This is a genomic window from Bacillus sp. TH50 (assembly GCF_016650565.1).
GTDB classification, from domain to species: domain Bacteria; phylum Bacillota; class Bacilli; order Bacillales; family Bacillaceae_G; genus Bacillus_A; species Bacillus_A mycoides.
On sequence record NZ_JAEKFM010000003.1, the window covers coordinates 713,859 to 726,753 of the forward strand.

The following is a 12,895-nucleotide window of genomic DNA, read 5'->3' on the forward strand; positions in this document are numbered from 1 at the left end:
ATTGCCCCCTAGGTGATAAGATGGTGAAAGGCCTTTCACTAAAATATATGTAATAGATTCTAAAACTTACCTATTTTATAAAATTTATTTTCGATACCAGCCATTAATAACTGTCTCTGCTTCTTTACTATGTATTTGATATGAATGATTACTATCATTAGATCCGATAAACCAAATTGAAAAACCTTTAAAATATGGCTTCGCTTCTAATACATCTCGGTAAGCACGCCACCCGTTAAGTTGTACATCTTTCGAAAACACATTCGTAACATCTGGGTTCCACGGGCTTTGTAGTCCAAGTTCACGTGCTGGCACATTAAATCCACCAAAATAAACTGGCTTTCCAGTTGTTTTATGTAATGTCTCAAGTTGCTGAACAACATTTTGGCCCCGATTGTATACTGTCGTCGCAAATAAGCTTTGTTTTACTTCTTCGTATGATGGATTTCTTTTTCCTGAAACTTCAAACCAACTATCAATACTTACAATGTCCACCTTTTTTAAATACGGGCGATTTATTTTCTCTTTAAATTTCGCCTCATAAGAAGGATCAAAGCTTGCAGTTAACCACCAGTTCATTTGATACAAAACATTTCCTTTATACTGCCGGCGAACAAAATTAATCGTATCATTCCAATATCCTTCTGCATATTCCATATTCACGAAATTAGAAGCGATTTTCAGCCCATAAATATTGTACTTACTTGTAATGGAATTAAAAATATCTTGTAAAACAACCGTTTTCCAATTCCAGAAGAAATCGTTAATATTACTAGGGTTCCACTCTGTTTCTCCAATATTTCCTTGCTGAATAAACGGAAACGGCTCCAATATAACTTGTATATTACGCTTTAATAATTCTTGAATTAAAATAATAGCTTGTTTCTTTTGCGCCTGATTAATTACCATATTAGCCGAATTCACATCCGGAATATCTACTTGAATAGGTACATTCACCGTATTTAAATTCAAGCGCTCTACATCTGCTAACACTTTCGCTACATTACCTACTTCCCATACCGTTACGTTTCCTGATTTTATTTTTCCAGATTGAACAGTATTTACATCCGCCTGTATATTTCCCTGGAAACAAAAAGAAAACAACATGATACACACTCCTAAAATACTTACTAAACTCTTACTTTTCTTCACAAGTTTCCCCCTGTATTTTTTGGCTCTCTTGATTATTTTATACAACATTACACATATATTCCATAAGAAAAATAATTCAAAAAAAGAGCGGTTCTCCCGCTCCTTTACAAACCATTCCATCTCAAAATATCTACACATTATTTAGGGACTAAATTTAACACTTTCCCTTCTATCCCATCTGTATTCAGTGTAGTCGTATGATACTCACCGTTCACCCAATCATCTATTTGATCATGATACCAATCGCTTCTAAAATGTCCTGACTGTCCCGGCCCCACTATATGATAACCGTTTGACATATCTTTCGTATCAATAACGAATCGCCAAGAAGCCCCATGATTTACAATACCGTTATCTCCGTAACTCGCTGCTTGAACGGTAACTTGGCTTCCGCCAATTGGAACTGGTTTCTCACGATTAAACGCAAGTAATGCTAACATACTAGATGATCTCGAAATCGGATGTGTAAAAGCAAGTTGATGGTAATCGCCCCACTTCCACTCCGCAACATTCGGTCCATATTCCTTCTGTAATTTTTTCATTACATTCTCGTACGATGTATGCACAACTTTTGTGAAGCCTCCGTACTCCGTAAACCAAGCGCTATTTTCTCCTGCTACTTCTTTTCGAATCAATTCATCAACTACTTGTGACTTCCCTTCAAATAACTCCATCACATCTTTCGGTATTTCTTTTGAAAATAGCGTATTCGAAATCTCTTTCATTAACAAATGGAATATTAATGGTGCCGCTTCATCTTTACTATCGTAAAAATTCCACTTTGTTAATTGTTTTACGCCCTCTTTCTCTACTTCATTTAAAGATGCTTTATTTAACTCTTTTAACAATATAGGAGTAAACTCTTTCCCATATAAATTTTTTTGATCCATCTGTAAATCTTCTAAATCTTTCACCGTATACTTTTCCTTCTCTTGTAAAAACTCTTGAATACGCATTTGCCTATATGGCTGCGCCCACGTATTACTAATATGGTACGGATAATTATCATCAACGATTTTATTATTTGCAGTTGAAATAAACCCTTGTTTTGGATTTATTACTTTTGGAAGTTGATCAAACGGAATATACCCTTCCCATTCATATTCGTCTGTCCATCCAGGTACAGGCAAACTACCATCGCCTTTTTTACGCACTGGTATATTTCCGTTCGCTTTATAAGCAATTGTGCCGTCATTTGATGCAAACAAAAAGTTTTGAGTCGGTGTGTGAAAATCTTGAAGAGCTGTCTCAAACTCATTCCAATCTTTCGCCTTATTCATATTTAATACAGCCTTTAACTCAGCTGAAGGCTCTAAAGCAGTCCATTTCAAAGCGAATACTGTTTTCGTTTTCTCTTTCCCCTTATCCGCAAACTCTGAAATGACTGGACCATGCCTCGTAACCGTAACGTTATACGGAATTGTTTTCCCGCCTTTTACTTTAATAGATTCATCAACAACCGTAGCCTTTTCCCACTTATCGTTATACAAAAATTCATTTTCATTATTAGGATTTCGCTTCTCAATATATAAATCTTGCACATCAGGACCTGTATTCGTAACGCCCCAGGCAATCTCTTTATTATGCCCTAACATAACACCAGGAACACCCGCAAAAATAACTCCACTCACATTTACATCTTTCGTTTCTAACGCAGTTTGATGCCATATAGAAGGTGTCGCAAGAGATAAATGAGGATCATCCGCTAAAATTGGCTTACCAGATACACTCTTTTCACCACTCACAACCCAGTTATTACTACCGTTAAACTCTGGTGGAATAACTGTCTTTGAAAAACTTTGTGCTACGTCCACATTTGTATTTTTCAATTCAGCTAGCAATCTAGGTGCATCTTTCGGATATGTAGGAAATAGCTTATTTGCTTGCTCTTCCGGAAGATTTTTCAACGCCCAATATCGAAATGCCTGCCCATGCCAATGTCCTCCTAAATCAAACGCCATATACTTTCCAATCGTTAAAGAGTCCACAATTGACCATTCAGCAGGTTCATAGCCTAATAAAGTAAACTCAACCGGCAATTTCTTTTCGGCCTTCGCTTCACGTATAAAAGTATTCACCCCATCAGCAAATGACTGCAGGGCATATTTCGCTTCCCCATCATATTGACTAACAGATGCTTCTGCCGCTCGCCGTAAACCGAGCGTTCGAAACAATTTATCTCGATCAACAGCTGCTTCCCCTACAACTTCACTTAACATACCAGAAGCTTGTCTTCTACTTAAATCCATTTGAAACAAACGATCTTGCGCTTGTACATACCCTTGCGAAAAATATAAATCATGCGCATTTTCCGCTTTAATATGTGGTACACCTTTACCATCCCGCTTCACCGTAACAGCATGTTGTATATCCTCTAGCTTTATCGTTCCATCTATCTTTGGCATAGATCTCAGCGTATATATGTTCAAAAAAATCATAGCGCAAATAAACAAAAAAAGAACGATACTACTAGACCAAATAAAAATTCTTTTTCCCCTATTTCGTTTCTTTTTTATGACGACTTCCATACAATCCCTCCTCTCTCAATCTATTCGCTTCTATTGTGAAAGAACCTTTTAGAAAAGAAGAAATCATTACTTGCTCATGCTATGGATCATACAAACTGAATACTTCTCTCTTACGCACTATTTCCTTTCCTTTATTAAAGCTTACTCGTCCTTTCTTACACCAATTCCTCAAAATCCCCTTTACATAAGCAAGTGTCCCCTTATTATTTTCAAACGCAATTTTAAGTGCCTCTAGTACTTTATCTCCTGAAACTCTTTGCATCCATTCCTTTAATTCCTTCGCGATATATGGAGATAGACTACTAATGTTTTGTTCGTAAAATTTATAAACTTCACTATGCGGAGTGACATCCTCTACTCTTTCTACCTCTTCCTTCTCTTGAATAATTACTTGTTGTGAATTACTATCAACCTCTTCCTCTGGCATACCAAAATACTGAAGTAATAACGGAATCTTGCATTCTTCTTCAAGACATTTACGTAAAAACTTATGTAGGAACTCTTTACTTTTCACCATTTTCAGCTCACGTAATACACATTTCTCTATGTTCGTATTAAAAATAGGATTATAGTGTAACCAATTTATAATGAATAACTCTTTCGTTTCCGCATCATATAAAATCTTCCCGTATTCCACAAACCGGTTCAATAACTTCTCAACAGTCTCCATACTGTAACCAGTTTCAAGCTCTGCCTAACGCTTCGGTAATATGTAAATACCACATTGCTTCGTTTTCGTACCAGTTAACAAATATATGTAAAAATAACGCTCCTCTGGCGTTAAATCTAATATGAATTCATCTTGCCAAAAGTTCACCTGCACATTACGGTACACCGCCATATGTTTCCCACCTCCTTTTATTCGTAAAAAGGCAAATTTCAATCCTTCAATATACATATAGGAATGAGGGCTTTATTTTTGCATTTGAATTCCAAATTTTTTTAACTACTACAACGCCGGTTTTATTTTTTCGCGCTTGTTTTGTTCTTGTAGTTGTTTTTGTTTTGTTTTTTCTTAGTGATTTATTACTTGGTAGGTGCTTATAAGGGGCTTTGAAGGGGCTTATATAGTGTTTTCATTTCTCTCTTATCCGATGCCTAATTACAAATGTCTCCAACAATCTTCATATATTGCAGACAACCATTATGATTCACCTGCTCATATTTACACGAAAATAAAAAGCACTTGTTGCCTTCGTAGACAATTCAGTGCTTAAAGTTAAAAGCTTATAAATAAAAGTGTCTATAATCGACATAGTTGATTGAAATACAATTCTGTTACATTTATTTTAGTAACGATAATATGATACATACCGAATTATCTACAACTGAACGTTCTGGGCGAGATTTCATTAACACTGTTAATCCAATTAATGAAGTGACTAGCGTTTGTGCCAATGCTTTAGCATTCACATCACTTTGCAGTTCTCCAGACTGAATTCCTTTAGTAATTAATTCTTGAAATATAACTGAAAGATACATTTGATGTTCTCTAGTCAGCACTTCAAATTTTTCATTATGAGGAGCAAGTTCCGCCATTGTATTAATACAAAAACAGCCTTTATTTGATTCTTTTTTATATTCCTCTTCCACCATATTTTCAAAAAATATACGAATGGCCTCTTTTACAGATTGTTCTTTTTGAAGTTTTGTTCGAATGCTAGCTGCGTGTATATTCGTGTATCTCCGTAATGCAGCTTCAAATAGCCCTTCTTTATCACCAAATGCTGCATATAAACTCGGTCTTTGTATTTCCATTTTAGCAGTTAGATCACTTAATGAAGTAGCAGCGTATCCTTTCTCCCAAAAAAGTTGCATAGCAGCATCCAAAGCTTTTTCTTTATCAAATTCACGTAGTCGAGCCATTTAACCCCTCCTCTTTTTTCACCTGTTTTCTAAATTATAAATCACGTTTTTATGTACTAATCAGTATATTATATATCGTATTAAATTATAAATGATATGTCAAAAGAAACTGAATTTAATTCACAATTCACTTGACATAGTAACTTATCCCTGATTATATTTGACTTACGAAATAACATACCGTTCGGTACATTATTTTAATAACAAAAGGAGATGATATTATGGATACTAAAGAAAAAATGACAGCTGCTCTTACACAGAATAATGATCAGTTCCAATCACCTATCAATACAATCATGCCCCGCTATATAACTCTATTATTTTCAATAGCTTGCGGGATGGCTGTGGCGAATATATACTTCGCTCATCCTCTACTTGATTCTTTATCAAATGCGTTTAAGATCAACCATTCAACTATTGGTGTCGTTATTACGATTACTCAAGTTTGTTATGCACTCGGATTACTTTTATTAGTTCCACTTGGTGATTTGTTAAACCAAAAAAGACTTATCATTGTTCAAATGCTTTTATCCGTTTTCGCTTTAATTGTGGTCGGAGTCGCTCCTTCCAGTACCGTACTTTTTATAGGTATGGCCTTAGTCGGAATTCTTGCGACTGTTACGCAGACACTCGTCGCATACGCATCCATTTTAGCTAACCCAAAAGACCGTGGGCGAATAGTAGGTTTCGTCACGAGTGGTGTCGTAATAGGAATTCTACTTGCACGTACATTTGCCGGAACATTAACAGATCTAGCGGGATGGCGTTCCGTTTATCTCACCTCTGCTGTACTTATGCTCTTCGTAATTGGTTTGTTATATCGTAATTTACCTAGTCTTGAACATAAAAAAACAGCTATGACCTATCGTAAATTATTACGTTCTGTTCTCTTATTATTTGTAGAAGAAAGGATCTTACGTATTCGCGGAATATTAGCATTGCTTATTTTTACTTCATTCAGTATTTTATGGACTTCATTAGTTTTACCTCTAAGTGTTGCACCATATAATCTATCACATACAGCTATCGGAGCATTTGGTCTTGCTGGAGTTGCTGGTGCATTAGCTGCCACTAAAGCCGGACAACTTGCTGATCGCGGATTCGGAGAGAGAACTACTGGCATAGCCTTATCCTTATTATTACTTTCATGGCTCCTAATTAAATTAATGAACCATTCTCTATTCCTACTAGTTATCGGTGTTATCCTTTTAGATTTAGCTATGCAAGCTGTACATGTCACCAATCAAAGTATACTTTTCACAGTGCGTCCAGAAGCGAGAAGTCGCCTCACTGCTAGTTACATGATTTTTTATTCTATCGGCAGTGCAACAGGTGCAATTCTTTCCACAAACATTTATGCAAGCTACGGATGGAACGGAGTTTGTATATTAGGTGCATCCGTTAGTGCTTGCACTCTTTTATTCTGGGCAATGACCTTACGACGATCATCATAAATAAAGGCTGTTTTCTCAAAGATTGTTACTGCTAAAACTAAAAGGCAGATTTAATCTACAAAACGTGTAGAATACTTTGCTATAATCAACCCAGGATATATAATTATGGTTAATCGAAAGGAGGGATAATAATGAAACAAGTAGCTCTCCATCAATTGCACAAAGAGCATAATAAACGAATAGCAGAATTTCATAAAAAACACGAAATTGAAATTCAACGTAGTGAAAATGGGAACGGTTTGTTAGCTAAATGGGAAAGATTTTTTTATAACAAGGTAATTTTTCCTCTAAAGAATGTGAAATAATACCTACCTATTAAATGAATTGTCATCCTTGTACAGTTCATTTTTGTATCGCATTTTAAGTCAAATACGCATTACTCTTTTTTTCTTATTCAACTAAACTACTCCATTAGTTAAATAACAATAAACCACTGAATCTACCTAAAAAGCATCTGATTAATGATGCTTTTTATCTTTTCTTAATGCTTCAACTGTGAAATATTTAGATTTTTGGCAAGCTGAAATAAGTATTTGCTCTATCCAATTTTCAAATGCTAAGTTTTTATGTAACTCAAGCCAACGATATCAGTAGAGGTGACTATCCAAATAATACGTACAAACGCCTTGAAATCGTTCCATCCATCTTTTCAAGCGGCGATGAAAGTTATTAACGTGTTGTATGTGGAATATCCCTTTTTTACTCGTTGATAGAGAGCAACAATCTATACGAAAACCGCCTAAATAAAAGGAGAATAATTTATTAGTGCATTTTTTAATATACTTTTTTTACAAAACTATAAAATTGTGAAAAATACGATTCAGGATTCTCCAGAACGAACAAAATCCGCTATGAATAATCTTCTAAACACTGTGTGGATTTCATATGCGCCACTACATGAAAAGGCAGTCGAGACTGCAAAAGAAGTTGGTATAGTTGAAGTAAAACGTAACAAGAAAAAAGCAGTTTTCTAAATGCTTACGAAAATATGCATTTAGAACTTGATAGAGAAAGACTCGGTTTCAAACGTAAATATGTAAGATGTAAAAAAACAAAAAGGGGTATCAATCTTTCTTGATTGATACCCCTTTTTACTTTGGTTACTGAACTAGCTCCGTAGAAAACATTCATTTAATTCTGGACAGCTTATATGTTAAAAATTTCTTCATTCAATTTATAAACCCTATCTCTTTTCTCATCATTTTTGATAAAAGTAAGCTTTCCTTCTGTAACAAACCCTTCTAATATTAAGCATACTTGTCCAAAGGCTTTAGGCTTATTCGTTGTAAATCTTTCATCTGATATTTTACCAGATCGTATTAATTGTTCGCATAGCTCAAGTGCACTTATTTCTTCAGAATTAAATAATCCCAAAATATCTTTTTGCAAGGGCGATAAAGGTGCTGGGATCTCAGCTACCTCCACTTTCTCTTTTTCTTCTTCAAATAAATCTTCAAATGAAATTTGATTCATTACATCTTTTCCTTTCTAACAACTGATTTGTATAACATGAACTGAATCCTATAGGTACGAGAACTTTAAATATTAGTTATTGTTATGTAGTACTTACCTTATTACATGAATTTCAAACTCATATACATCATTTCATATAGTATGTTTTGATTATACCAAATATACGTTCTGTCTTCTATTGTAGAATTTTTTATAACAGGAATGAAGGTAATAGTGAACATTTATCTCCTCGTTAGTTGTATACACTATGTAAAAAAAACAGAAAAAGTTTACATAATAAAATTATAGTTTTCTGTTGAATTTCTACGCAAAAAAAGCACTTGTTGCCTTTCATAGGCAATCAAGCGCTTTAAGTTCATATGTTTTTAAGTAGCATAAATTTGTAAGTTTTGTAGTAACAGTATGACACCTTTTGTATGTCATGACAACTACTACGTTAAAACTTACGAGTTTGTACGAGTTCGTTAGTTTCATGCCCATTCCATGTGTTTATATTCACCGCCATGTAAAATGTCATTTCGCCTAAGCTCGTACTTCGTTTTCTGTTCTATCATTGCACACAGTACTCCATGATGGTACAACCATCATGGAGTATCTATTTTCAAACACCCTATTATTTTTTCTATCCACTTCACATAAAATTTATTTTTCATTCATCATTATATTTTTTAATCGTGTAATTTACTTAAAAAATCAGTAAATGTATCTGCAATGTAAAATACATTTTCTCTTGCGATTTTCTCTGCTTCTTCTGCCGTAATCCCTTCACTTTCCATCAGCGCTTCCTTTTCCCATGCATCTTCATGTTCCCAAAAAACAACAATTGGATTTTCTTCATGATTTTTATAATCAAAGCAAATTAAATTTCCTGCTGGGTCAAATGCAAATGGAATTAATTCTTTAGGTAATGTATCACTAAAGTCATTATATACTTCAACTATATATTCGTCACTATTTTCATCAAAAGATAATAAAGTCCCAAAAACTCTCTCATGATTATTCACATTAAATATTTCTGGTTCCACATTAGCACCATTATTCACAGCTACACATTTTATATAATCGTTTGGAAATTTAACACCTATTTCATTACCAATTTCCCCTACAAAATCTTCACTTACAGTTGCATCAGCAAATTGCCACTCTACTTTTCTCATCTAATTCCATCTCCCCATAATTTATTTCCACCTAAGTGATTTACTTTATGTACTTTTGAAATAACTAATTGCATCTTGCCAGGGACTTGATGGTGATGCCAAGTTAATCCTTTTATTCTTGCCTTACCAGCATTTATTTGAGCTAATTGATCTGGAGAAAACAATTCTTTTGGAATCTTGCCTGAATCAATCGCTTCTTTTAATTTCCTTGTACATTCCTTAAACTGTGGCTCATCTGGACTAATATGTAAATTCTTATCTAGTCTCATTGTAAATTTAACATCGTCCCCTTTAAATATTGGGAATCCTAAAATATCAAAATCTACTCCTTTTTTCACATGTGTTCCTCCTGCTAAAGGCTTATTTAATATATTATTTTTCGTTTTAGTATTCAAATATGTTTCTGTTAGTCCCACGACTTCTTTAAACTCTTCAACACTATCATACCCAAATTCTTTGATAGTAGTATCATCTACTTGTTTTAAGAAATCTTCAACACTATCATATCCCTTAGGCACAATTGATCTATTAATCAAATTTCCGTCTTTATCGTAATTATTTTTAATTACTTCGTCAATTTCAGATCTATGAACAGGATTACCCGTACCCTTAACCCCACCACTCTCCAAATTCGAGATCCTACTCTGAATACTCGCCTTTGAGGCATCATGGGCTTCTTGGAATTTTCCGCTATAGTTCGTTCCAGTTCTAACGACACTTCCATCTGGCAGTATTTCTACACCTTTAAAGATTGGGGATACGGAGTCCACACCTTTTGCTAATTTAATTTCAATTATATAATATTAACAATTTATTTTCTTTTATCAATATATACCGCGCATTATTCATCAAGTTTAAATATGTCTATGAAAAAAGCACTTGTTGTCAAAAATAACAATCAAGTGCTTTAAATTTATATATTTTATAAGTAACATTAATCCGTCACTATTCTTTTTCCAATAGTCCAACCAAAGCTAGTTGATTTGAATATTTTACATATTTACTCGCTAATAATACATTCCTTAATTTAACAAAAAATATTTTAAGATTTATTTTGCTCTTCATATTCTTTCATCTCTTCGAATTTTCTTCGCTCATTTTCATTACTAGGTTTCTTCCCTAAATATTTATATTCAAAATAATCCACTCGGTCATTCGGTCCAAAAGTAGATTGATACCATTTAGTATACCCATAATGGATTTTTAATTTACCCTCAGATGTCACAATCATGTCAAAAGAATACCAAGGTTCCTGATTATTTTTTGTAAATATCTCTTGTAACTCTACACTTAAATGAAATAATTCATCATATTTCTTATCATATTCTTTTTCACTCACATTAAATACATCTGGTATATCATGGGAATATATATATTCATCCGACCTATCTGGGGTATTGAAAAAGAATAATACCCCACCCTCTTGGTTATGAATCTCTGCATTAAAATAAAAGATATCCCACTCTACGGGAATTGTATCATTTATTTTTTGAGCTATATTTTGATAGATTTTATTTAATTCTAATTCGAACACTTTTACATCAACCTCCTGTTTTATTAAGTATTTCACGTATTACCTTACGTTGACCTTCAATTTGGTATTTTATTTTAAATAAGTTTGGTCTTAGCGATGAACCTGAGTATACTGGTTCAATCTTTACTGACACTTTTTTAGGAGGCTTTCCACCTAATGCATTAGCCCACTCTTGCTCCATATTATACCACTCTCCACCAGAGCGATTAATTTGTCTATTTTGAGCAATCAAATTATCAATATCTCCAGAACCATGGAATTGAGTTCCTATCAAGTGGCCACCATCATCATCAGGTAACCTATCTTCACGGCCTGCAGCCACTTGCATTCCTTTGTTTCGTTTTCCTTTTTGAAGTATTAATTCTCCTGCCTCAACATCTACTATTCTACCAAACTCATCTGTTGTATATTTATAACCATCCTCAGTAATATAACGCACGTTTGGTACAAGTTCTTTTCTTCCATTTTTCCCTTTAATAATGTGCTTCCCAAGGTCCCCCTCTTGTATTTCCGTTATCTTAGGAGGATTACCCGTACCCTTAGCCAAACTACCTTCCTTACTAACTCCTGAGTCACCACTACCCTTAGTAAGTTGATAAGCGTCATCCTTAGCTGCCGTACTTGCCTTTGAAAACTTTCCAGCTACTTCTCCAACAGTTGAATATTCTATATAAGGAAGCTTCATTCCTATTCCAGTATCCACCGTCCTAACTGCTACTGGAATGTTTGTATTTTTCATAGCATCTAGTGCATTCTTTAAAGTCTTATTTTCCTTAAGCGATTGTACCACATTTTTACCCAAATTTGGATTGAAACCAGGCATTCCTTCTTTGAATTTTAATAATTTCGCTAAATCAGCTAATTCACTCGTACCCTTGAATGCTTTTACTCCTTTTCCTACAGCTCCAACAACTGGGATTGCATCTAATCCACCAAAAATAACGTTTCCTACCCGCTCTTCTTGACTCAATTTCCTGTGTGTTCCCCAGTCTTCTCCGTCAATACCACTTTTTATTTGTACAGCGCCGTATACTACTGCGGCAGCGGCCCCGAGTGGTGGACAAAGGATTGTTGTGATGATGATTCCTACGCCTATTCCTATGTCTCGTATCATTTCTAGTTTTTTCTGTTCATCTTCTATCGATTTGTATTCAAATCCTCGTGTGGATGGAACTACTTTCTTGTATTCTTCATAATTTAGTTTTGCATCTGGATTTTGTTTTTTTAGTTCTTTGTATTCCGCCCTAAGTACGTTATCAAATGCAGGTGAATCTCTAAAAATATCTTCTACTGTTATTTTATCTTTCCTCTTCTGTATTGTTTGTGGTACACTTCCGTAGCCTGCATGCGCACCTGGTAATACTGTCGTTGTTGTAGAGCCAATTCGGTTATTTGTTTCAAAACTGAGAATAGATGTATCTCTCATTTTTTGAGCAAATTTATCCATTTCTACTAAAAAAGGTTTATCTATATGTTCAGAGACTACTCGCCCTACTTCTCCGCAATATTTTTGCAATGTCGTATAACTTTCAAGTAATTCCCCGATTTTTTGCGATTGATCTTTTGGGTTAAAATGTATACTACCATCTGAGTCTAAATCTCGTATTCTTCCATCAATTCTTTTTAATAATTCATTTGCGTACCGTAATTTTATGAGTGCATCTTTTGTAATTCGATTCATACCATCTCCCATGTCTTGCCATGGTTCAGGTCTATATTTCACATCCATTT

10 protein-coding genes and 3 pseudogenes are annotated in these 12,895 nt (G+C 34.5%); 3 read left to right on the forward strand and 10 right to left on the reverse strand.

Annotation, left to right across the window (positions count from 1 at the left end; genetic code table 11):
• Positions 1 to 84: 84 nt before the first annotated feature.
• The 4 genes and pseudogenes from JFU23_RS03755 to JFU23_RS03770 form a co-directional block, all read right to left on the reverse strand.
• Positions 85 to 1,152, reverse strand: coding sequence for a glycoside hydrolase family 113 (locus JFU23_RS03755; RefSeq protein WP_201031416.1), 1,068 nt, complete (start codon positions 1,150 to 1,152; stop codon positions 85 to 87).
• 137 nt (positions 1,153 to 1,289) lie between these two features.
• On the reverse strand, positions 1,290 to 3,680 hold the full coding sequence (locus JFU23_RS03760; RefSeq protein WP_201031417.1) for a penicillin acylase family protein: 2,391 nt from the start codon (positions 3,678 to 3,680) through the stop codon (positions 1,290 to 1,292).
• Positions 3,681 to 3,759: 79 nt separating this feature from the next.
• Positions 3,760 to 4,521: pseudogene (locus JFU23_RS03765) on the reverse strand (DnaD domain-containing protein).
• 443 nt (positions 4,522 to 4,964) lie between these two features.
• Complete coding sequence (locus JFU23_RS03770; RefSeq protein ID WP_201031418.1) at positions 4,965 to 5,546, reverse strand: TetR/AcrR family transcriptional regulator; 582 nt, start codon at positions 5,544 to 5,546, stop codon at positions 4,965 to 4,967.
• A 221-nt stretch (positions 5,547 to 5,767) separates the two neighbouring features.
• Here JFU23_RS03770 and JFU23_RS03775 point away from each other — a divergent pair, with 221 nt between their 5' ends.
• Positions 5,768 to 7,000: an MFS transporter gene (locus JFU23_RS03775; protein WP_201031419.1), complete on the forward strand. Its 1,233-nt coding sequence runs from the start codon at positions 5,768 to 5,770 to the stop codon at positions 6,998 to 7,000.
• A gap of 131 nt (positions 7,001 to 7,131) precedes the next feature.
• Positions 7,132 to 7,305 (forward strand): hypothetical protein, encoded by a 174-nt coding sequence (locus tag JFU23_RS03780; protein ID WP_165773182.1) that lies wholly within the window; start codon positions 7,132 to 7,134, stop codon positions 7,303 to 7,305.
• Between the two features lie 153 nt (positions 7,306 to 7,458).
• Here the strand turns inward: JFU23_RS03780 and JFU23_RS30455 are convergent.
• A pseudogene (locus JFU23_RS30455) lies at positions 7,459 to 7,701 on the reverse strand (IS1595 family transposase); the annotation flags it as partial.
• Positions 7,702 to 7,800: 99 nt separating this feature from the next.
• On the opposite strand from JFU23_RS30455, the pseudogene JFU23_RS03785 reads away from it, so the two are divergent.
• Positions 7,801 to 8,078, forward strand: a pseudogene (locus JFU23_RS03785) (hypothetical protein); the annotation flags it as partial.
• A 68-nt stretch (positions 8,079 to 8,146) separates the two neighbouring features.
• Here the strand turns inward: JFU23_RS03785 and JFU23_RS03790 are convergent.
• The 5 genes from JFU23_RS03790 to JFU23_RS03810 all read right to left on the reverse strand — a co-directional run bounded on the left by JFU23_RS03790 (position 8,147) and on the right by JFU23_RS03810 (position 12,893).
• Positions 8,147 to 8,473, reverse strand: a complete 327-nt coding sequence (locus JFU23_RS03790) for a DUF3895 domain-containing protein (protein WP_002013774.1) — start codon at positions 8,471 to 8,473, stop codon at positions 8,147 to 8,149.
• A 668-nt stretch (positions 8,474 to 9,141) separates the two neighbouring features.
• Entirely contained in the window at positions 9,142 to 9,630 is a 489-nt protein-coding gene (locus tag JFU23_RS03795; protein ID WP_001233226.1) for an SMI1/KNR4 family protein, read from the reverse strand.
• Positions 9,627 to 10,400: an HNH endonuclease gene (locus tag JFU23_RS31015; protein ID WP_201031420.1), complete on the reverse strand. Its 774-nt coding sequence runs from the start codon at positions 10,398 to 10,400 to the stop codon at positions 9,627 to 9,629. Before JFU23_RS31015 ends, JFU23_RS03795 begins: the two co-directional genes overlap by 4 nt.
• A 272-nt stretch (positions 10,401 to 10,672) precedes the next feature.
• Positions 10,673 to 11,164: an immunity protein YezG family protein gene (locus JFU23_RS03805; RefSeq protein ID WP_063261446.1), complete on the reverse strand. Its 492-nt coding sequence runs from the start codon at positions 11,162 to 11,164 to the stop codon at positions 10,673 to 10,675.
• Between the two features lie 7 nt (positions 11,165 to 11,171).
• Positions 11,172 to 12,893: a DNA/RNA non-specific endonuclease gene (locus JFU23_RS03810; RefSeq protein ID WP_201031421.1), complete on the reverse strand. Its 1,722-nt coding sequence runs from the start codon at positions 12,891 to 12,893 to the stop codon at positions 11,172 to 11,174.
• Positions 12,894 to 12,895 lie beyond the last annotated feature (2 nt).